At 40.2% G+C, this 20,134-nt stretch carries 19 protein-coding genes; 4 read left to right on the top strand and 15 right to left on the bottom strand.

Going from position 1 to position 20,134, the window contains the following annotated elements:
- Positions 1 to 12: 12 nt before the first annotated feature.
- The 3 genes from RV13_RS03935 to RV13_RS03925 form a co-directional block, all read right to left on the bottom strand.
- Positions 13 to 459 (bottom strand): GatB/YqeY domain-containing protein, encoded by a 447-nt coding sequence (locus RV13_RS03935; protein ID WP_010746674.1) that lies wholly within the window; start codon positions 457 to 459, stop codon positions 13 to 15.
- A 21-nt stretch (positions 460 to 480) separates the two neighbouring features.
- Positions 481 to 657 carry a 30S ribosomal protein S21 gene (rpsU, locus tag RV13_RS03930; RefSeq protein WP_002356740.1) on the bottom strand — a complete coding sequence of 59 codons (177 nt, stop codon included), beginning with the start codon at positions 655 to 657 and terminating at the stop codon, positions 481 to 483.
- A gap of 138 nt (positions 658 to 795) precedes the next feature.
- A complete protein-coding gene (locus tag RV13_RS03925; protein WP_028020179.1) occupies positions 796 to 1,233 on the bottom strand; it encodes a Fur family transcriptional regulator in 438 nt (145 codons plus the stop codon).
- A gap of 85 nt (positions 1,234 to 1,318) precedes the next feature.
- Here RV13_RS03925 and RV13_RS03920 point away from each other — a divergent pair, with 85 nt between their 5' ends.
- Positions 1,319 to 2,173 (top strand): pyruvate, water dikinase regulatory protein, encoded by an 855-nt coding sequence (locus tag RV13_RS03920; RefSeq protein ID WP_010746676.1) that lies wholly within the window; start codon positions 1,319 to 1,321, stop codon positions 2,171 to 2,173.
- Between the two features lie 2 nt (positions 2,174 to 2,175).
- On the opposite strand, the gene RV13_RS03915 is transcribed toward RV13_RS03920, so the two are convergent.
- The 9 genes from RV13_RS03915 to RV13_RS03875 form a co-directional block, all read right to left on the bottom strand.
- The gene (locus RV13_RS03915; protein ID WP_010746677.1) at positions 2,176 to 3,105 is read right to left on the bottom strand and encodes a homoserine O-succinyltransferase; all 930 of its coding nucleotides are present in this window, start codon (positions 3,103 to 3,105) and stop codon (positions 2,176 to 2,178) included.
- A gap of 3 nt (positions 3,106 to 3,108) precedes the next feature.
- Positions 3,109 to 4,380: an O-acetylhomoserine aminocarboxypropyltransferase/cysteine synthase family protein gene (locus RV13_RS03910; RefSeq protein ID WP_010746678.1), complete on the bottom strand. Its 1,272-nt coding sequence runs from the start codon at positions 4,378 to 4,380 to the stop codon at positions 3,109 to 3,111.
- Positions 4,381 to 4,885: 505 nt separating this feature from the next.
- On the bottom strand, positions 4,886 to 5,749 hold the full coding sequence (thrB, locus tag RV13_RS03905) for a homoserine kinase (protein ID WP_010746679.1): 864 nt from the start codon (positions 5,747 to 5,749) through the stop codon (positions 4,886 to 4,888).
- Positions 5,746 to 6,804, bottom strand: a complete 1,059-nt coding sequence (gene thrC / locus RV13_RS03900) for a threonine synthase (protein WP_010746680.1) — start codon at positions 6,802 to 6,804, stop codon at positions 5,746 to 5,748. Before thrC ends, thrB begins: the two co-directional genes overlap by 4 nt.
- Positions 6,805 to 6,806: 2 nt before the next feature.
- The gene (locus RV13_RS03895) at positions 6,807 to 8,096 is read right to left on the bottom strand and encodes a homoserine dehydrogenase (protein WP_010746681.1); all 1,290 of its coding nucleotides are present in this window, start codon (positions 8,094 to 8,096) and stop codon (positions 6,807 to 6,809) included.
- 127 nt (positions 8,097 to 8,223) lie between these two features.
- The gene (locus tag RV13_RS03890; RefSeq protein ID WP_010746682.1) at positions 8,224 to 8,511 is read right to left on the bottom strand and encodes an ArsR/SmtB family transcription factor; all 288 of its coding nucleotides are present in this window, start codon (positions 8,509 to 8,511) and stop codon (positions 8,224 to 8,226) included.
- Between the two features lie 18 nt (positions 8,512 to 8,529).
- Positions 8,530 to 10,254, bottom strand: coding sequence for a phospho-sugar mutase (locus RV13_RS03885; protein ID WP_010746683.1), 1,725 nt, complete (start codon positions 10,252 to 10,254; stop codon positions 8,530 to 8,532).
- Positions 10,255 to 10,399: 145 nt separating this feature from the next.
- Positions 10,400 to 11,314, bottom strand: coding sequence for a thioredoxin-disulfide reductase (gene trxB / locus RV13_RS03880; protein ID WP_010746684.1), 915 nt, complete (start codon positions 11,312 to 11,314; stop codon positions 10,400 to 10,402).
- Positions 11,315 to 11,545: 231 nt separating this feature from the next.
- Positions 11,546 to 11,764, bottom strand: a complete 219-nt coding sequence (locus tag RV13_RS03875; RefSeq protein ID WP_010740033.1) for a YneF family protein — start codon at positions 11,762 to 11,764, stop codon at positions 11,546 to 11,548.
- A gap of 299 nt (positions 11,765 to 12,063) precedes the next feature.
- Here RV13_RS03875 and proB point away from each other — a divergent pair, with 299 nt between their 5' ends.
- The gene (gene proB, locus RV13_RS03870) at positions 12,064 to 12,873 is read left to right on the top strand and encodes a glutamate 5-kinase (protein WP_010746685.1); all 810 of its coding nucleotides are present in this window, start codon (positions 12,064 to 12,066) and stop codon (positions 12,871 to 12,873) included.
- On the top strand, positions 12,866 to 14,116 hold the full coding sequence (locus RV13_RS03865) for a glutamate-5-semialdehyde dehydrogenase (protein WP_010746686.1): 1,251 nt from the start codon (positions 12,866 to 12,868) through the stop codon (positions 14,114 to 14,116). The genes proB and RV13_RS03865 overlap by 8 nt, the downstream gene beginning before the upstream one ends.
- A gap of 56 nt (positions 14,117 to 14,172) precedes the next feature.
- Here RV13_RS03865 and RV13_RS03860 read toward each other — a convergent pair whose 3' ends face one another.
- The 3 genes from RV13_RS03860 to tyrS all read right to left on the bottom strand — a co-directional run bounded on the left by RV13_RS03860 (position 14,173) and on the right by tyrS (position 17,350).
- On the bottom strand, positions 14,173 to 15,063 hold the full coding sequence (locus tag RV13_RS03860) for a deoxyribonuclease IV (RefSeq protein ID WP_010746687.1): 891 nt from the start codon (positions 15,061 to 15,063) through the stop codon (positions 14,173 to 14,175).
- Positions 15,064 to 15,086: 23 nt separating this feature from the next.
- A complete protein-coding gene (locus RV13_RS03855) occupies positions 15,087 to 15,992 on the bottom strand; it encodes an AEC family transporter (protein ID WP_010746688.1) in 906 nt (301 codons plus the stop codon).
- 95 nt (positions 15,993 to 16,087) lie between these two features.
- Positions 16,088 to 17,350, bottom strand: a complete 1,263-nt coding sequence (gene tyrS, locus RV13_RS03850; RefSeq protein ID WP_010746689.1) for a tyrosine--tRNA ligase — start codon at positions 17,348 to 17,350, stop codon at positions 16,088 to 16,090.
- Positions 17,351 to 17,683: 333 nt separating this feature from the next.
- On the opposite strand from tyrS, the gene RV13_RS03845 reads away from it, so the two are divergent.
- Positions 17,684 to 20,071 (top strand): transglycosylase domain-containing protein, encoded by a 2,388-nt coding sequence (locus tag RV13_RS03845; protein WP_010746690.1) that lies wholly within the window; start codon positions 17,684 to 17,686, stop codon positions 20,069 to 20,071.
- Positions 20,072 to 20,134: the final 63 nt, after the last annotated feature.

The following is a 20,134-nucleotide window of genomic DNA, read 5'->3' as shown; positions in this document are numbered from 1 at the left end:
ACTCGTTATTGCTTATTTGTTTAGAAGCTCTTTGACGACTGCGTTGACTTGATTGCCATCGGCTTTGCCTTTGACTTTCGGCATCACTGCTCCCATCACTTTACCAAATTCCTTTGGTGAAGTCGCTCCTGTTGCTGTAATCGCCTCTGAAACAATTGCACGAATCTCTTCTTCTGAAAGTTGAGCCGGCAAATATTTTTCAACAATTACAATTTCCTTTTTGACCTTATCAGCCAAATCGGTGCGATCAGCTTTTTCAAACTCGGATAGAGAATCACGGCGTTGTTTCATCTCGCGAGACAATACTGTCAATTCTTCTTCGTCATTTAAATCCTGACCTTTTTTAATCTGCTCATTTTGAATCGAAGCTTTAAGCATCCGGATCACTTGCAAAGTCTCTTTATCTTTTGCTCGCATCGCTTGCTTCATGTCTTCATTCAAGGTAGTAAGTAGTGACAATAGAATCACTCCGTTCACAGACTAGAATTTCTTACGTTTTCTAGCTGCTTCTGATTTTTTCTTACGTTTCACACTTGGTTTTTCATAAAATTCACGTTTGCGAGATTCTTGTAGAGTCCCTGCTTTTGAAACGGAACGTTTGAAGCGACGAAGAGCATCGTCAAGAGATTCATTTTTACGAACCACTGTTTTTGACATATAAATTCCCTCCCTCCGGGCTTGAAATGTAACCGTTTTTGTTATTGAAATGTACTTCCAAACAACAAGACCGTCCATAAGTTATTATATCTAATGGGCTATTTTGAGTCAAGGTACTGAAGAATTTTAATTCTTAATTTATTCATGCAGTTTTTGACATTTCTCACAACGCCCATATAATTCAAAGCGGTGCCCCTCGATTTCGCAGCCATCTAATTGTTCTTTAAAGAAGTTCATTGGACACATATGGATTTCCTTTGTCATTCCGCATACGGTACAAATAAAATGATGGTGATGTTCAAAATTTTCACTGCAGCTGAAGCGGAATTTCATCTCTCCTTGCAGCTCCGTGTCTTCGATCAAGCCAATTTCACAAAATTCTCTTAAATTGCGATACACCGTATCATAGCTCAACCCAGGAAATTGTTCGTTCAAATAATCATAAACCTCACGAGCCGCAACGTAACGATTGCATTTGATCAAATAATCTAATAACGTTTCACGTTTCTTTGTATACTTAAAGCCATTTTCCTTTACTTTTGCCAAGGCTTTTTCTAATAAAGTCGTTTGTGTCATATTCTCCCTCGTTTCAAAGTGTAATGATTCCGAATAAACAGTATGGTATAATAAATTATTACTGATTGCAAGGGAGTTTTTCTTTATGGATAGCGAAAAACAAAATGAGTTAGTCACTATTTTCATCATCTCTGATTCTGCTGGGGAAACAGCCTCTAAGCTGGCGCAAGCCTCAATGGCCCAATACCCAACCGTAGAATTCTGTCTCTTCCGTCGTACCTTTGTACACACAGAAGAATTATTGATGAAAGCCTTAAATGACGCCAAGGCCGAGAACGGTATGATCATCTATACACTGATCGATCCAAAACTATCAAAAATTGCGAAAGAATTTTGTGACAATGAAGACCTGTTTACGATGGACCTATTGAATCCAGTTGTGAGTGAGATCGGCAGACGTGCACAGCTTGAACCAACTGGTGAACGAGGTGCGTTGCATCATTTGAATGAAAATTATTTCAAACGAATCAAAGCAATGGAATTTGCCGTAAAATACGATGATGGAAAAGATCCACGCGGCTTTTTAGAGGCGGATGTCGTGTTATTAGGCGTGTCTCGCACATCAAAAACACCATTGAGCTTGTACTTAGCCAACAAGAATTTAAAAGTCGCAAACTTGCCCTTGATTCCGCAAGCCCATATTCCAAAACAATTGTTTGAAATTGATCCGAAAAAAATTGTCGGCTTAACGAATGATCCTGAAGTATTAATTGGCATTCGTAAAGAACGGATGCGCGCCTATGGGCTAAACCCAGAAACAGCCTATTCAGATCGTGAAAAAATTCAAGCAGAACTGAAATTTGCCAATGATCTCTACCAAAAGCTAGGTTGTGAAATTATTAATGTCGCCACACTCTCTATTGAAGAAACAGCAGCCATGATTATGAGTGCTTTGGATCTTGAAGACCATAGTTATTACTTTATGGAAGAAGAAAGCTGAGATCAAATTGATCTCAGCTTTCTTTCTTTTTGCAGTTCACGGATTCTCTCTAACTGATAAGGCGTCATTTGATACACATCATTCAACCAATTGTGATAAAACAGGTGTGCTTGCGCGCGCCAGTAATTATAAATTTTCCCATTCTCGTAGTAATTTGCTGGTTTTGCCGTATCTATCCCACGATCATGGTCTCGTAAATATTCTTTTTCCAACGTATCGGTGGCATATTCAAAATGACCCATCAAAAAAACATCGTGTTCATCATCCGATATTAAAATAGCAGACCGTTCTTCTTCATCCTTCGCAATTACTTTGATTTTTCTTTGACGTACTTGTTCCTCATTGATACCAGTATATCGAGACTGCGGCATCCAAAAGCGATCATCAAATCCTCTGAATAAACGAAAATGATGCTCGATGTCCTGCTTATAGATCCCAAATAACTTTTCCTTAAATGGAACCTTCTCAACGCCAAAATGATGGTACAGACCTGCTTGCGCTCCCCAACAGATATGCACGACAGACGTCACTGAAGTTTGGCTCCAATCCATGATCTCAACCAACTCCGGCCAATAGTCTACTTCTTCAAAAGCAAGTTGTTCAACCGGAGCCCCTGTGATAATCAATCCATCATAACAAGTATCCTTTATTTGTGAGAAGTCCAAATAGAATTTGTCGAGATGTGTTTTACTAGTATGTTTGTGCTCATGACTAGCCACTTTTAAAAAATCTACGTCAATTTGTAAGGGGCTTTGGCTAATCAAACGCAGTAAATGAATTTCTGTATCGATTTTATTTGGCATCAAATTTAAGATTAATAGCTTTAATGGACGAATATCCTGATGTTCCGCACGAGAATTGTCAATTGCAAAAATATCCTCCGACTCTAACACCGATTTCGCTGGAAAATCAGGCTCTAAACGAATGGGCATGGTTTATCCCTCCAATTTATCAAAAGCCTGTTGCAGATCAGCGAGAATATCCTTTACATTTTCAATGCCGCAAGATAATCGAACAAGCCCTGGTGAAATCCCTGCTTGCTGCAATTCTTCATCCGTCAATTGGCGATGAGTCGAAGTCGCCGGATGCAAAGCACAGGTTCGAATATCTGCCACGTGAACCTCTAACGAAACAAGGTCTAAGGCATCCAGCCATTTTGCCGCCGATTCTTTTCCACCGGAAAATTCAACAGAAATAACTCCGCATAATCCATTTGGTACATACTTTTGTGCCAGCTCATAGTTTTCATCGTTTTCTAAACCAGGATAAAAAACATTCTTAATCGCCTTTTGTTCTGACAAGTATTTCGCTACTGTCATGGCATTTTGATAATGACGATCCATACGAATTGGTAATGTCTCCATACCAAGATTCAATAGGAATGAATTTTGCGGTGACGGCGTGGCACCCAGGTCACGCATTAATTGAACACGAGCTTTGGTGATATAAGCCGCCTGACCAAATTTTTCAGTATAAACAATGCCGTGATAAGTTTCATCAGGTTCAGAAAGCTGTGGGAACTTGCCATTGTTCCAATCAAAGGTGCCGCCATCTACGATTACCCCACCTGTTTGCACAGCATGACCATCCAAATACTTAGTTGTACTGTGAATGACAATATCTGCCCCAAAATCAATCGGACGACAAAAATATGGTGTAGCAAAGGTGTTGTCGATGATAAATGGAATATCTAGTTCTTTTGCCACCGTCGCAAATTTTTCCTGATCCAGTACTTTTACAGCCGGATTCGCGATCGTTTCGCCGAAAATCGCTTTAGTATTTGGTTTTGCCGCTTTCAGTATTTCTTCTTTTGAAGCGTCTTGATCAATAAAAGTCACTTCGATGCCCATTTTTCTGAAGGTGTGAGCGAACAAATTATAGGTACCGCCGTAAATATAGCTGGACGAAATCAAATGATCTCCCGCTTCTAAAATATTCAACACTGCATAAAAAGTTGCCGCTTGACCGGAGGATGTACATAGAGCACCCACACCGCCCTCTAACGCAGCAATCTTCTCTTCTACGGCACCAGTCGTTGGGTTCGCTAATCGTGTGTAAAAATAGCCTGCTTCTTCCAAATCAAACAATTTCCCAATTTCATCAGTAGAATCATAGGCATAGGTCGTACTTTGGACAATCGGTAATACCCGCGGTCCTCCATTTTCTGGCTGATACCCAGCATGTAAACATTTTGTTTCAAATTCCATTATTCTTCCTCCTCATTTGAAATAATATAGTCAATAAATGATGCTTAAATTAAACGTGATTGGGTGATACAAATACGATTCCACTAACCTGCTAAAGCAGGAAGTGCAACTCGCAGTCGACTCAATATTCAGAGGGTCTATAAATTTCTGACAAAATTTATTCTTAGCCTCGTCGAACTATCATTCTACTAAACAGCCTGTTCAACAATTTCAATAACTATTGAGTCCTCCAGCTCAAATAACATGAACTGCAAAAAGTAGAACTGACAAAAAACTCCCGTCTTTTCATATCTGAAAGGACGGGAGTGCCGTGGTACCACCTTAATTTATCAGTCCCTCACAAGACTGAACTTTTGTCGTATTGCTACGAACTGCTATAACGGGCATTCCCGTGTCCTATAGACAATTGCTCCAAGGCCATCTTCCAACGAATCGCTGCTGCTTCTTCTCAGTTAACGAAGCTCTCTGTCAAGTCCGATCTGCTGTACTCTTCTCTTCTACGCAATTAAAATATTTGAACGCCTTCTTTTTCGACTGAAAGCACATCAATTAGTGCTTCATGGTCAAATGCCTTTAAAGTTTTCACCAGTTTTTCTGTATTTTCAGACGGTGTTAAAACAAGCACCGTTGGGCCCGCACCACTTAAAAAGCTGCCATATCCACCATAAGCTTTGCAAAACTCACGGATTTTTTTCAAATGAGGTACGAGATGCTGGCGATGACTCTCATGCAAAATATCTCGTTCCATCATCTTTCCAGCTAATGGCAAATTACCATTTAGAACAGCCGCAATCATCACATTCCCGATTGAGCTGGCTTTGACAGCATCGCGATAAGACATTTCCTTTGGTAAAACCGCACGACTTTCCGAAGTCAATAACTCGTGATTTGGAATAAAGGCAATTACATCACAATCAGGAAATGTATGTTTTACAAAATTCACCTCATTGTTGTTATAGCTCGCAACGACAAAATCGCCACAGATTGCTGGTGCGACATTGTCTGGGTGTCCTTCGATTTTTGTTGCATAGGACACTTTTTGCTGTGGCGTCATTCCTAAATTCCCTAACCGATTGGCTAGTTCGATGCCGGCTACTACAACGGAGGAACTGCTCCCTAATCCACGAGCGATAGGAATATCTGAAGTCATAGTAATTTTATGCGGCGTTAGCTTAGGAGCCAAATCTAAAGCTGTTTGAATTAACAGATTTTTTTCATCTGTAGGAATGGCACTTCCTAATTGATGATCAATCTGCCACTGTTTTGTTTCAGGACCTATATCAATAGTCAAATATTGTGACAACGCGATCCCGCAGGAATCAAAGCCGGGACCTAAATTGGCACTCGTTGCTGGGACGCGGATTTTCATAGTGCGGCCACTCCTTCACGTAAGTGTCGGCGCATATCCTCCAAATCACTCATCTTGTTAATCTTAATATCTGTTTCATTGATTGCCGTATCCGGATCCTTCAATCCATTTCCAGTGAAGACCGTTACCACCGTCTCACCTGGTTTGATCCGGCCATTTTTCACATGTTGGATTACCCCGGCAAGAGAAGCTGCAGAGCCTGGCTCAACAAATACGCCTTCTTGGGCTGCAACCTTTCGATAAGCATTAAGAATTTCTTCGTCTGTCACTGAATCGATATAGCCTTTGGATTCATCTCGAGCAGCTTCAGCCAGTTTCCAGCTAGCAGGATTTCCAATACGAATGGCAGTCGCTACTGTTTCTGGTGCATCGATAACCTCACCTTTTACAATCGCTGCGGCTCCCTCTGCCTCAAATCCATGCATACGTGGCAATTCGGTCCCTTTTTTCTCATGCCATTCTTTGAACCCTTTCCAATACGCAGAAATATTTCCAGCATTCCCGACAGGAATCGCCAAAACATCTGGCGCTTGTTCCAATTGTTCACAGATTTCAAAAGCAGCCGTTTTTTGTCCTTCCAAACGGTAAGGATTTACGGAGTTTACTAAAGCCACTGCTTCAGTTTCAGCAATATCACGTACGGCTTTTAACGCCTCATCAAAGTTTCCGGGAATTGAGATAATATCCGCGCCATAGGCAATCGCTTGAGCTAATTTACCCATAGCGATTTTTCCGTCTGGAATTACGACATATGCTTTAATACCAGCACGCGTTGCGTAGGCGGCAGCAGCAGCACTTGTATTTCCCGTTGATGCACAAATAATCGCTTTTGCTCCATCTTCTACCGCTTTCGCTACAGCCATCACCATGCCCCGATCTTTAAATGAGCCTGTGGGGTTTAAACCTTCGTACTTCCCATACAAAGTAATTCCCAACTCTTTTGAAAGATTCTTTAAAGGAATCAACGGTGTGTTTCCTTCTGCTAAGGCAATTTGAGGTGTCTTCTCTGTAATTGGTAAATACTCTTTATATTGTTTTAATAGACCTTCGTACATGCTTATTCCCCCATAACTTTCATCAATGATATCAATTTGTAGCCGGTTTTTTCTTTAATTTCCTTTTGAACGGTATTCATCTTTGTCTCTGATGTTTCATGTGTGATCAAGACAACCCGTGCAGTCTCACCATCACCTTTTTCCTGAACAACTTGTTCAAATCCTACTTTTGTCTCTGTCATGATCTCAGCCAGCTTCAAGAATTGACCCGGCTCATCTGGCATTTCTAAAGATAAAAAGTATTTACTGATATTGTCACTCGGTGATGTTAATTTCGTTGGTTGGGTATAGCCAGTAAAACGATGCCCTACAGTATTCTTTTTCATCTTATTCACAATCGTCATCAAATCAGCCACAATACTGGTTGCCGTAGGACGTGCACCAGCACCTGGCCCATAATACATAGATTCGCCAATCCCTGAACTTTTAACAAAAACAGCGTTCATCTCATTGTGAATGGAAGCAAGTGGATGCTCATGCGGAACTAAAATCGGACCGACTTCAACTGAAATCGTATCGTCCTTTTTGATTGTCGATCCAATAAGCTTGATCGTATAACCAAGCTGATCAGCTAAAGAAACATCTTCAGCGGCTAAACCGCGAATTCCCTTGATCTTAACTTGATCCATCGTTATAGACATCCCAAAAGCAAACTTGCTTAAAATGACCATTTTATAAGCAGCATCAATTCCGTCCACATCATTTGTTGGATCACTTTCTGCAAAGCCAAGCTCTTGCGCTTCCTTCAAGGTTTCATCGTAAGTGCGTTGCTCCTGCACCATTTTCGTCAACATGTAATTGGTCGTTCCATTGACAATACCTAAAACTTCGGTAATATCATCGGCAGCCAAACTATTAGCAATCGTTCGTAAGATCGGAATCCCACCAGCGACACTGGCTTCATAATACAAATTCCGTTGCTGCTCTCGTGCAAGATTTACCAATTCACTGCCATGCTGCGCCAATAAATCCTTGTTTGCGGTCACAACATTTTTCCCCGCCAATAACGCTTTTTTAATGAACGTCTTAGCCGGCTCGATACGACCCATTACCTCCACAACAATGGAAATTTCAGGATCGTTTAGAATAGAATCGAGCTCAGTAACCAATTCCAAATCATATTTCTCTGCTAAGGCGCTTTTATCTTCCTCTGGTCGGATCAATGCTTTTGTTACAACCAAGGGACCGCCGATACTTTTTTCAATTTTATCTCGATGATCTGACAAAATTTCCAAGACACCAGTACCTACTACACCTAAACCTAATAGACCTACCTTGACTGCTTTTTCCATAATCCGCCTCCACTAAATTACATTCGTATTAAAAGTAATTTCATCATATTCTAATAGTTAGCTATCAGTATAACAAAATTTCTGCAAAAAAAAAGAGCTTTTCCAAAAATTTTGGAAAAGCTCTTTTTTATTGGTGCAGGACGTGTCGGAAGGTTTGCTCTAAAACATCAAGGACGTGTTGATCATCCAGACTGTAAAGCATAGCCTTGCCGTCACGACGCGCTTTGACTAAACGGTTGTCACGTAATAATTTTAATTGATGAGAAACAGCAGATTGTTCCATTGCTAGCGTATCACTGATTGATGAAACATTCCGCTCTCCCTCTTTTAGAAACATCAAAATTTTTAAACGTGTTGGGTCACTCAAAATTTTAAAAAATTGGCTGACCGCTTGAAATTCTTCGTGTTCCTTCATTTATAGCCCTCATTTACTCTATTCGGCAATTTTGCGGATCGCTTTTTCATAAGTTGCAATTTTTTCTGCAGCAGCATCATGAGAGTCGCCTTTTACACCGATATAGAATTTGATTTTTGGTTCTGTACCAGAAGGTCGAACGGCAATCCAAGTTTCATCTGCCAATGTGTATTTCAAGACATCTGAAGCTGGCATATCGATCGCAGTTTCATTTCCTTCAGCATCAATAGCTTTAGACGCTTTGAAATCTTCAGTCAAGGTAACTGCGACATCTGCGAATGCTTTTGGTGCCTCGTTACGTAAATTACCCATAATCGTTTTGATTTGTTCAGCTCCCTCAGCACCGCTCAAGGTAACAGAGATGGTTTTTTCTGCATAATATCCGTATTCTTCAAAAATATCCTGTAAGCCGTCATATAAAGTTTTACCCTGTTTTTTATAGTAAGCTGCTACTTCAGCTAGTAGCACTAATGCTTGAATCGCATCTTTATCGCGGACAAAAGACTTAATCAAATAGCCATAGCTTTCTTCAAAGCCAAACATGAATGTTTGCGAGTTATCATCTTCATATTGTTGGATTTTTTCAGCGATAAACTTGAATCCAGTCAGCACATCTACCATCTTCACGTTATAAGAATCCGCGATGGTTGTCGCTAATTCACTTGATACGATTGATTTTAAAACAACTGCATTAGATGGTAAAGTTCCCGCTTGTTTATGTGCCTCTAAAATATAACGAATCATAATCGCGCCGATTTGATTTCCTGTCAATACTTGATAACGGCCATCAGGCAAACGAACAGCAGCGCCTAGTCGATCGGCATCAGGGTCCGTTGCGATCAACAAGTCAGCCCCTTCTTGTTCTCCTAGCTTAATGGCATATTCAAAGGCTGAATGTTCTTCTGGATTTGGTGATTTTACTGTAGAGAAATCTGGATCAGCGATTGCTTGTTCTGGTACTAAAACAAATTTTTCGAAACCTGCTTGCTTCAAGGCTTTTTCACCCAACATTTTCCCAGTACCATGTAATGGCGTGTAAACTAATTTTAGCTCTTTGCCCATTTCATCAATCAATTCTTGGTTGATGGTTACTGATTTGATCTCTTTCAAGTATTCTGAGTCCACTTCATCACCAATAATATTGATCAGTCCGCTGTGTTCAACCTCTTCATCCGCTAAAACTTCAACTTCTAATGGGTTTTCTACAGCACGTACAAACTTCGTCAATGCATCTGCATCTTCTGGCGGCATTTGCCCACCATCTTCGCCATAGACTTTATAACCGTTATATTCTGCTGGGTTGTGAGAGGCCGTAATCATAATTCCTGTAAATGCATTTTCAAAACGAACAGCAAAAGACAACTCTGGTGTTGGACGTAAACTTTCAAATACAAATGATGGAATATCGTGTTTGGCTAATGTTTTTGCCGCTTCCATCGCGAACTCTGGTGACATGTGGCGTGAATCATACGCAATTGCTACACCACGACGTTTAGTCTCAGGATCTTGTGTATCCATAAAACGCGCCAATCCTTCAGTTGCTTGACGAATAGTAAAAATATTCATCCGATTGACACCTGGACCTAATACTCCGCGCATCCCTGCCGTTCCAAATTCTAGTTGTTTATAAAACGCATCTTTTTTCAACTCTGGGTCTTTACCTAGGTCTTGTAATTCTTTACGCATTTTTTCATCTAATTTATCTGAATCAATCCATTGCTCATAAACTTGTTCCCAAGACATGAAACACACCTCTTTCAAATTTTTCTTACCATTTAAGTATACCATTACTGTTATATTCGGCAAAGAAAACTTGCATTTGGTCGTGCCGAAAAGCCCGTATTTTTTCTAAAAAAGAGGAAGACACGATTGGCCTTCCTCTCCCTGATTAATTTTGTGCTTCGATGTACTTATAAACTTGTTGTCCTGCGATTCCACCTTCACCGACAGCAGTCGTGATTTGGCGTAAATCTTTTTCACGGGCGTCACCAATAGCAAAGACACCAGGAATTTTTGTCTTCATTTCATGATCGGTTTCAATCCAGCCAGCGGCATTTGTAATCCCGCTATTCTTAAATGGCTCAGTTAGTGGTTCCAAACCAACATAAATAAAAGCGCCATCTGCAGGCTCTAAATGAACCTCTCCAGTTTTCACATTGCGGATTTGAGCCCCTGTAACAACCATGTCGTTGCCGACGATTTCATCCACTACACTATCCCAAATAAATGAAATTTTCTCATTAGCAAAGGCACGATCTTGAATAATCTTTTGCGCCCGTAATTCATCGCGGCGATGTACAATGACCACCTCAGAAGCAAAACGAGTTAAATAAATCGCTTCTTCAACTGCTGAATCCCCTCCACCGACAACAATCAAGCGTTTATTGCGGAAAAATGCACCATCACAAACTGCACAATAGGAAACTCCTCGTCCTGCAAAGGATTCTTCTCCTGGCACACCTAATTTACGATGGACACACCCTGTTGCAACAATGATGGTCTTGGCTTGATAGCTTTTATCTTCAGTAATTACTTCTTTGTAGTCTCCATGATCCTTGATGTCCTGAACGATTCCATAAGCATTCTCTGTACCGAATTTCGTGACACCATCATACATTTTCATTGCAAGCTCAGGTCCCATGATTGATTCAAAACCAGGATAATTTTCAACTTCAGCGGTATTGTTCATTTGTCCGCCTGGTGCGCCACGTTCAATTAAAAGAACTTTTAAGTTTGAGCGTGAAGCGTATAAGGCTGCGGTCATCCCTGCTGGACCCGCACCGATAACTATTACATCATACATTCAGTCATTCCCCCATTCGGCTTAACTTTACATCCAAGTGTTTATTCTGTCGACAAATCTGCTTACTAAATGTAACCTTCCCTATTTTCTTCATAATGAGGCTTGGGAAATTCTCACATTTATTATGCTGACTCATTGATGAGAGTTTTTGAATGATAACTGGTGCACCTCTCTGAATACATCAGGTCAAAAAAGAAGGGCAATCATCCTGCGACGATTGTCCTTGCAAAATTATTGTTGATTTTTCATTTGCTGCATCATTTGACGAACTTTTTTCTCTGAAGGCTTTTGCCCCATCGACATCATCATCTGACGTAACATATCCTCGTTGATTGGAGGATTCTTTTTGAAATAGTCTTGCATATATTTACGAGCTAAGAAGAAACCGCCGACAGCACCTAATAGTGCAGCGATTACTGCGATCAATACTACGATTCCAGTTGATACCATTTTCACCGCTCCTTTCCTGACACATTCTCATACATTTTACTAAAAGATTCCCCAAAAGAAAAGACGTTTTAAGAAACTTCAAATCTGTCTGTGTAAATTTAGTCCAATCTTATTTATTGGGTGAGACGTGTTCCTTTTTTACTTACTAATTAAAAACTAGAACAAAAGCTCTCTTACCAAATTGAAGAAAAAGTGAAAATACTCAATTATTTTTAAATAAATGATGAAATATTGATTAGAATATGCTAAAATGCAAAACAATATCTTCCTCGCTGGTGGCTAAGTGAAGAGGTGTAAGTATGAGAGAGTTTTTAAAATCTGTAAATCGGATTGTTGTAAAGATCGGAACAAGTTCTTTGATCCACCCAAACGGTAAGATTAATTTGGATGGTATTGATCAATTAGCATTTGTACTCACCGATCTACGCAATCAAGGAAAAGAAATACTATTAGTCTCTTCTGGCGCTATTGGTGTCGGCATGGACAAGCTTCATATCCCAGAACGTCCACGGGAGATCCCTGTACAGCAAGCAGTCGCAGCTGTAGGACAATCAGAGCTGATGCACATCTATAATCAGCGTTTTTTAGGCTATAGTCAACAAACGGCTCAAGTGCTGTTAACGCGAGACGTAGTAGATTTTCCAGAAAGTCGAAAAAATGTAATTAACACCTTGGAGCAGCTTCTTTCGATGGGCATCGTTCCAATCATAAATGAAAATGATACTGTAGCTGTGGACGAAATGGATCACACGAGAAGATTTGGTGATAATGATGAATTATCAGCAATCGTTGTACAATTAATGGATGCGGATTTGTTAATTATGCTAAGCGATATTGATGGGTTCTATTCTGATAACCCATCAAAGAATAAGCAGGCCATTCTCTACTCCACTATCTCCACAATCAACCAAACACTGATGGACCAAGCAGGTGGAAAAGGAAGTCGCTTCGGAACAGGCGGCATGGTCAGCAAATTGAAGGCCGCTCAACGAATCTTAGACGTAAAAAGCGCTATGGTCTTGGCAAATGGAAAACCTCCCAGAATAATTTTTGATATTTTAGCAGGCGTAGAAGTCGGAACATTATTCAAGGAGGGACAACATGAATAACTTAATGATCAGTTTAGGAGAAAAAAGCAAAAAAGCCGCGCAAGAGTTAAGTCAACTGGAGACCAGCAAGAAAAATGACTGTCTACTACAGATGGCAATCGACTTAGAAAACAGTAAAACCACGATTCTACAAGCAAATCAGCAAGATCTGAAGCAAGCCAAGGAAAACGGCATTCCAGAACCGCTGATGGATCGTTTGCGTTTAACCGACGATAGAATCCAAGAAATGGCTGAAGGAATCCGGCAAGTAGCGGCTTTAGCGGATCCAATAGGCGTCGTAGAAAAAATGTGGCGTACCGAAGATCAGCTAATGGTGGGACAACAGCGTGTGCCATTAGGTGTAATCGGGATCATCTTTGAATCGCGACCAAATGTAACAACCGATGCGGCTAGTTTATGCTTCAAGTCGGGAAATGCAGTAATATTGCGCGGCGGCAAGGAAGCCTTCTACTCAAACCAAGCCCTAGTTAAGCTCATGCAGAAAACTTTACAAAATAAACAATTAGACATTGGGATGATCCAGTTCGTCAATGACACTTCTCATGATGTAGCAAACGAAATGATGCGGTTAAATGATTATCTAGATGTCTTAATTCCTCGAGGCGGAGCTGGTTTGATCCAACGTGTTAAAAATAGCGCTACTGTCCCTGTAATCGAGACAGGAACAGGGAACAATCACGTATATGTAGATAATGCAGCGCAATTAGATATGGCCAGCGACATCGTCGTGAATGCGAAAGCACAACGTCCTTCAGTGTGCAACGCAATCGAAACCTTACTGGTTCATGAAGACATTGCCTCGGAATTTCTGCCAATGATCGAAAAAAATTTGATTTCACACGGTGTATCTTTACGTGCCGATTCGAACGCTTTGTCTTATTTAACACAAGCATCCTTAGCAACTGAAGAAGATTGGGCAACAGAATTTCTAGATTACATCTTGGCAGTTAAAGTCGTTGCCTCCATCGATGAAGCAATTGAACATATCAATCGTTACAATTCGAAGCATTCAGAAGCGATAGTAACGGATAGTTATCACAATGGGCAAAAATTCTTAAAAGAAGTGGATGCGGCGGCTGTATATATCAATGCCTCTACTCGCTTTACCGATGGCTTCAAATTTGGTTTTGGAGCAGAAATCGGGATTTCTACACAAAAGCTTCATGCACGTGGTCCGATGGGCTTAGAACATTTGACTTCCAGTAAATATATCATTTACGGAGATGGGCAAATTAGAGAATAAAATACTATAAGACTAATGAAAAGACACACGTCTAAAATAGAGCGTGTGCCTTTTCATTATTGTGCCTGAATTTTTTCTAATAAATCGGGATCAAATTTACCAGCTTTCAGCATAGCAATTTCAAATCCATAAGGCGCCTGTTGATTTTTTTTGTCTTCTCCAACATAAGGTGTTTCTAAAATTTTTGGCAATTCTTTCAATTTTTCATGGTGAACGATAGCATTCAATGTATCAAAACCAATTGTTCCGAAGCCAATATTGGCATGGCGGTCCTTGTGAGAACCCATTGGATTTTTCGAGTCATTTACATGGATCACCTTCAAGCGATCCAAGCCAATCACCCGATCGAACTCAGCCAACACTCCGTCAAAATCATCCTTCACATTGTAGCCTGCATCATTGGTATGACAAGTATCAAACGTCACCGAAAGTTTCTCGTTCAACGTGACCCCATCAATAATGTATGCGAGCTCTTCAAACGTTTTTCCTAATTCAGTTCCTTTACCCGCCATCGTTTCCAGAGCAATTTGCGCTTTTTGATCTTTAGTAAGTACTTCATTTAATCCTTTGATAATTTGATCAAGACCCGCTTTTTCACCTGCTCCCACGTGAGCGCCTGGATGTAAGGTGATTTGCATCGCACCTAGAGCCTCTGCCCGCATGATTTCATCACGTAAAAATTGAACGGCAAAAGGAAACATCTCTGGCTTTTTCGTATTGCCTAAATTAATGATATACGGCGCATGCATGACAATATTCGACAATCCTTGTTCCTTCATAAATTCTTTCCCAGCCGGAATATTCATCTCATCTACTGGTTTACGACGCGTATTTTGCGGCGCTCCACTATAGATCATAAAGGTTGACGCATCATAACTTGCCGCTTCTTGTGCTGCACCTAGCAGCATTTCTTTTCCCTTCATACTTACATGAGAACCAATTAACATAAAAAACCTCCATCTGTTTTTCTTTATAAAAATAGTAACAAGCCTGTCATCAACGGCAAGCTGACCAGGAAACTGAGAGACGAAGTGAACCCTACTACCTCCGCCCGCATTCCCGCAGCAACACTATTGATAACAGCAAACGTCGGAATCGGCCCGACAGATACAAGACATAAAACGATTTTGATCATCATTGGAATCGGCAGCAGCATAAAAACAACAGCTAATAAGATTCCTGAAGCATATTTGATGACTAAAACACGCAGAACTAAAGCCAAATCTTTTTTTGGCAAGCGTAATTCTAAAAATAGCCCAATCATAAACATTGATAAAAATGTATTTGCACTAGCAATGGGCTGCGCAATTTGAAATACCGCTGGAGGGAGATCCAACTTTACCATTCGGAAAAAGAGCATGATCAAGTAGCATAAAAAAGGGACTGACCTGCCCAAACGACCAAGAACCATTTTTGCAGATGGACGTTGTCCATTGCTTCCACTAATCCCTTCAATCACAACATTTGAACCGCCAGCTAACATCACACTATTTCCAATATCGAAAAAGGATAGAATAGGAATCGCCAGCGGCATAAAACTTTGAACAAAAGGAATCGCAAAATTCCCAATATTATAGCCGGAAACACTATACATCAAAAATTCTCGCTCTACTTGTTCTTGCTTTTTTGAGAAAAAATGACCAATGATTATCATTACAAGATTCAATACTAATCCTGCAGCAATCAGTAATAATAGCTGATTTTTTACTTCCAAGGATTGCAAATTGACAATGATTGCCGCTGGTAGTGTAACATTGACAACGATTTTTGAAATCGTTGTTCCATCGGCTTTCATCAATAAGTTTAATCGTTTTGTTAAATAGCCTATCAAAATAATAACAAATAATCCCAACGAGTTTAATAAAACTGCTCTCACACACTCACTCCATCCACTATCTAAAACGCTTACCGCCTATTACATAGAAAGAGGATTGCTCCAAAAAATTGGTACAATCCTTTTTCTACTAACAATTAAAATTGTAAAACAAAGTATTTTTTCTTGCCACGACGAATAACGATATATTCATTTGACAATTTGTCTTGATCACTTAGTGTGTAAGCCACATCTTGTACACGATCTCCATTGATATAGATCGCTCCATTGTTAATGTCTTCTCGCGCTTGGCGTTTGGATTTTTCAATCCCTGCGGTCAATAGAATCTCCACAAGATTCAAATCATCCTCCGCTTTAACTTGGTAGCTAGGCACGTTTTTAAATCCTTGTTTGATTTCATCCGCAGTTAAGTTCTTAACATCTCCGCTAAATAACGCTTCAGAAATATGAACAGCCTGATTGTAGGCTTCCTCTCCGTGAACCAATACAGTAACTTCTCTGGCTAACGCTTTTTGAGCCGCACGTTGTTCAGGTGCCGCAGTAAATTCTTTTTCAATTGCTTCGATTTCTTCTAAACTCAAGAAAGTAAAGTATTTCAAGAATTTCACCGCGTCACGGTCATCTGTGTTAATCCAGAATTGATAAAATTCATACGGTGATGTCTTTTCTGGATCTAACCAAACCGCATTTCCTTCAGTTTTACCGAATTTCGTACCGTCCGCTTTTGTGATCAATGGCATCGTTAAACCAAATGCCTGTTTTCCTTCTTCGCGACGGATCAACTCAATTCCTGAAGTGATATTTCCCCATTGGTCGCTTCCGCCTAATTGTAATAAACAACCATAACGTTTATTCAATTCATAAAAATCGTAGGCTTGGAGCAACTGGTAAGCAAACTCCGTGTAAGAAATCCCTGATTCGATGCGACGTTTCACACTTTCCTTACTCATCATGTAGTTGATGGTGAAGTTTTTCCCTACATCACGTAAAAAGTCGATCAATTTTAATTCGCCTAACCATTCATAATTGTTAGCAACAATCGCTGGATTTTCTTTATTTTCGAAGTCAATAATACCAGAAAGCTGATTCTTGATACTTTGAGACCAGCTTTGAACAGTATCCAAAGTATTCAATTGACGTTCCGCGTCTTTAAATGAAGGGTCTCCAATCATTCCGGTACCACCGCCAACTAATGCGATAGGAACGTGTCCGTTTTGTTGGAAACGACGCAACGTCAAAATTGGTAATAGATGACCTATATGCAGGCTGTCAGCCGTCGGGTCAAAGCCGATATATAGTTTAACAGACTCTTCATTTAATTGTTTTTCTAGGGCTGCTTCATCTGTTACTTGAAAAATTAAGCCACGGGCTTTTAGTTCTTGGAAAAAGTCTGAATGCATGTTTTATCCTCCTAATACATTTTGATGTCCCTTATTTAACAGGGGAACATTTCTTCATTACGCATATCATCTTCAAATGATTTATACTTTCCCATATTAACTGAAAAAAGGCGGAAATAAAAGCTATTCGTTAGATTTAATTCGAACTTCCTCCACAATAAATTTGATTCTCGAATCAAGTAAAGCGACCAATATAATAATGTTTGTTTTGTTTTACTTAACAATTAGTTGAAGTTTTGATTACAAACATTGCATCCGCTTGTTAATAGAAGTAAAACTTTGCTATAATTCAACAGATAATTAAAATGAATAGAATCTAATGAGGTGGACTTTTTGGCTCACAAGAAAAAAATAAATAAGCAACCGAAAAAGAGCAGCAAAAGTAAGGCAAGACCGGCTCTTGGTGGACCTTTCGCGCTTAACGTTTCATTGCGAGTGGTCAAATCACTGCTGCTCGGCTTAATCGTTGTGCTCTTTTTAGGCGGCATGCTGGTCGTCGGAATCGGTGCTGGGTATTTTGCGCATCTTGTTGAAGGGACGCCAACGCCTACAAAATCTGAAATGAAGCAAAAAGTCGGAGACATCGCGGAATCGTCTAAGCTTCTCTATGCGGATAACCAAGAACTGGCGACAATTCAAGCTGATCCCATTCGTGAAAAAATAAACTCCGATGAAATCTCCCAATGGGTGAAAAAAGCTCTTGTAGCTACTGAGGATGAAAACTTTTATGAACACCACGGAGTCGTTCCAAAAGCTGTTGTACGCGCCTTACTCGGTGAAGTCGTAGGCTTTGGAGCTGGATCTGGCGGTTCCACACTTACTCAGCAATTGATCAAACAACAAGTTTTGACAAACGAAACCTCTTTTAAGCGAAAAGCAAACGAGATTGTTTTGGCTTTAGACTTGGAGAAATACTTGAGCAAGGATGAGATTTTGACAGCCTATCTAAATGTTTCTCCTTTTGGTCGGAACAACAAGGGTCAAAACATCGCTGGGGTCGAAGAAGCTGCAATTGGAATTTTTGGGGTTCACGCCAAAGATTTGAACCTGCCGCAATCCGCATTTATTGCTGGGTTGCCACAAAGCCCGATCGTCTACAGTCCTTACACCAATACGGGCGATTTGAAACAAGACTATTCTCTTGGGATGGCACGTAAAGACGATGTTCTTTTTAATATGTACCGTGAACAAATGATTTCTAAAAAAGAATATGAAGACGCAAAAAAATATGATCTAGCAAAAGATTTCCAAGCGCGACAGGACGTCGAGGTTCAGCAACACGGCTTCTTATATTACACGGTTTATAATGAGGCAATTAATATTGTAGCCAGACAGCAAGCTAAAGAAGATGGTGTGAGCGATGCAGATTACAATAAAGAAGATGTACAAAACCGCTACATTGAACAAGCGAAAGTTAAGATGCAAAATCAAGGCTTAGTGGTAAAATCAACGATTGATAAAAATATCTATGATGCAATGCAATTAGGTGTCGCCGAATATGGACAATACTTAGATGACGGCTCTGGCGCAACAGTAGAGCCTGGTACAGTGATGATGGATAATAAAACCGGTCGTATCTATGGCTTCGTTGGCAGTCGAGATTACAATACCAATCAAAACAATCACGCCTTCGATACCGCACGACAGGCTGGTTCCTCTATCAAACCCGTTTTAGTTTATGGACCTGCTATTGATCAAGGGCTAATAGGAAGTGCATCACGTATCGCTGACTTCCCAATGAAATACCAACATGGTGAAAACGCCGGCAAGGAACTAGGTAATGCAGAAAACAAAGGGTCTAAGACTTTTCAAACAACACGGCAGGCACTTGTTGAATCAACTAATATTACGTCCTATCATGTTTACCAAGACTTGTTAACAAATAAAGGCTCTGACCAGTTTGCATATGATAATTACCTGAAGAAAATGAATTATCCATCCTCCAATACTTGGGGGGTAGAATCCGCACCACTAGGAACAACTAATGTCACAACTTTAACAGAAGTAAATGGTTTCCAAACCTTAGCAAATGGTGGTGTTTATCAACAGGGCTACTTGATTGACTCAATCACTGACAGCACAGGAAAAGAAATCTACAAACATAAAGAAGCTCCTGTTCAAGTTTATTCTAAAGCAACAGCGTCAATTATGAATGACCTGATGCGTAGTGTCATAAACGAGCAGCATACAACGCCATTCAAAACGATCTTAAGTGGTGTTAATTATCAATTGAGCACGGCCGATTGGGTCGGAAAAACCGGAACCACCGATAATTATGCGGACAATTGGTTGATCGTCTCTACACCGTCTATTACATTAGGAACATGGACTGGACGAGATGATAACAAACCAATGAATGACGGAGCTGGAAATCGGACAGCGACCTACATGGCTTACCTTGCTGGTCGAATTTATCAAGTAAATCCAAATGTCTTCGGTGAAAATGAAGAGTTTGAGTTGTCTGATGATGTAAAACAAATCAAAGTTTCAGACTTTACTGGATTAAAACCTGGAAAAGTTAGTCACGACGGTACGAATTATCAAGTACCTAGTGGAGAAGCAACCTCTCTTTGGGCGAAGGATGGTCCTGGCGACAATACTTATGAATTTGGTATCGGCGGAACCGATGATGACTACAAAACATATTGGAACACACGTAATAAAGTCAATGCCAAAAACAAAGAGGATAAAGAAGACGAAGAAACAAAAACAGATGATTAATCTTTGATGAAGACCTCTCCTTTTACTGGAGAGGTCTTTTTCGGTGATTGCTCCTCTCTTCGT

The organism is Enterococcus raffinosus (assembly GCF_001886185.1).
Classification (GTDB): domain Bacteria; phylum Bacillota; class Bacilli; order Lactobacillales; family Enterococcaceae; genus Enterococcus_A; species Enterococcus_A raffinosus.
The sequence above is the reverse complement of the archived record's forward strand: the minus strand, read 5'-3'. Positions and strand labels throughout refer to the sequence as shown.

Bases quoted from the DNA above. Each gene is read 5' to 3' on its own strand.
- rpsU (WP_002356740.1), bottom strand. From the start codon at position 657: ATGTCAAAAACAGTGGTTCGTAAAAATGAATCTCTTGACGATGCTCTT.
- RV13_RS03890 (WP_010746682.1), bottom strand. From the start codon at position 8,511: ATGAAGGAACACGAAGAATTTCAAGCGGTCAGCCAATTTTTTAAAATT.
- thrB (WP_010746679.1), bottom strand. From the start codon at position 5,749: ATGAAAATCCGCGTCCCAGCAACGAGTGCCAATTTAGGTCCCGGCTTT.
- RV13_RS03895 (WP_010746681.1), bottom strand. From the start codon at position 8,096: ATGGAAAAAGCAGTCAAGGTAGGTCTATTAGGTTTAGGTGTAGTAGGT.
- RV13_RS03925 (WP_028020179.1), bottom strand. From the start codon at position 1,233: ATGACACAAACGACTTTATTAGAAAAAGCCTTGGCAAAAGTAAAGGAA.
- RV13_RS03920 (WP_010746676.1), top strand. From the start codon at position 1,319: ATGGATAGCGAAAAACAAAATGAGTTAGTCACTATTTTCATCATCTCT.
- thrC (WP_010746680.1), bottom strand. From the start codon at position 6,804: ATGTACGAAGGTCTATTAAAACAATATAAAGAGTATTTACCAATTACA.
- RV13_RS03860 (WP_010746687.1), bottom strand. From the start codon at position 15,063: ATGTTAATTGGTTCTCATGTAAGTATGAAGGGAAAAGAAATGCTGCTA.
- RV13_RS03865 (WP_010746686.1), top strand. From the start codon at position 12,866: ATGAATAACTTAATGATCAGTTTAGGAGAAAAAAGCAAAAAAGCCGCG.
- RV13_RS03915 (WP_010746677.1), bottom strand. From the start codon at position 3,105: ATGCCCATTCGTTTAGAGCCTGATTTTCCAGCGAAATCGGTGTTAGAG.
- trxB (WP_010746684.1), bottom strand. From the start codon at position 11,314: ATGTATGATGTAATAGTTATCGGTGCGGGTCCAGCAGGGATGACCGCA.
- tyrS (WP_010746689.1), bottom strand. From the start codon at position 17,350: ATGCATTCAGACTTTTTCCAAGAACTAAAAGCCCGTGGCTTAATTTTT.
- RV13_RS03875 (WP_010740033.1), bottom strand. From the start codon at position 11,764: ATGGTATCAACTGGAATCGTAGTATTGATCGCAGTAATCGCTGCACTA.
- RV13_RS03910 (WP_010746678.1), bottom strand. From the start codon at position 4,380: ATGGAATTTGAAACAAAATGTTTACATGCTGGGTATCAGCCAGAAAAT.
- RV13_RS03885 (WP_010746683.1), bottom strand. From the start codon at position 10,254: ATGTCTTGGGAACAAGTTTATGAGCAATGGATTGATTCAGATAAATTA.
- proB (WP_010746685.1), top strand. From the start codon at position 12,064: ATGAGAGAGTTTTTAAAATCTGTAAATCGGATTGTTGTAAAGATCGGA.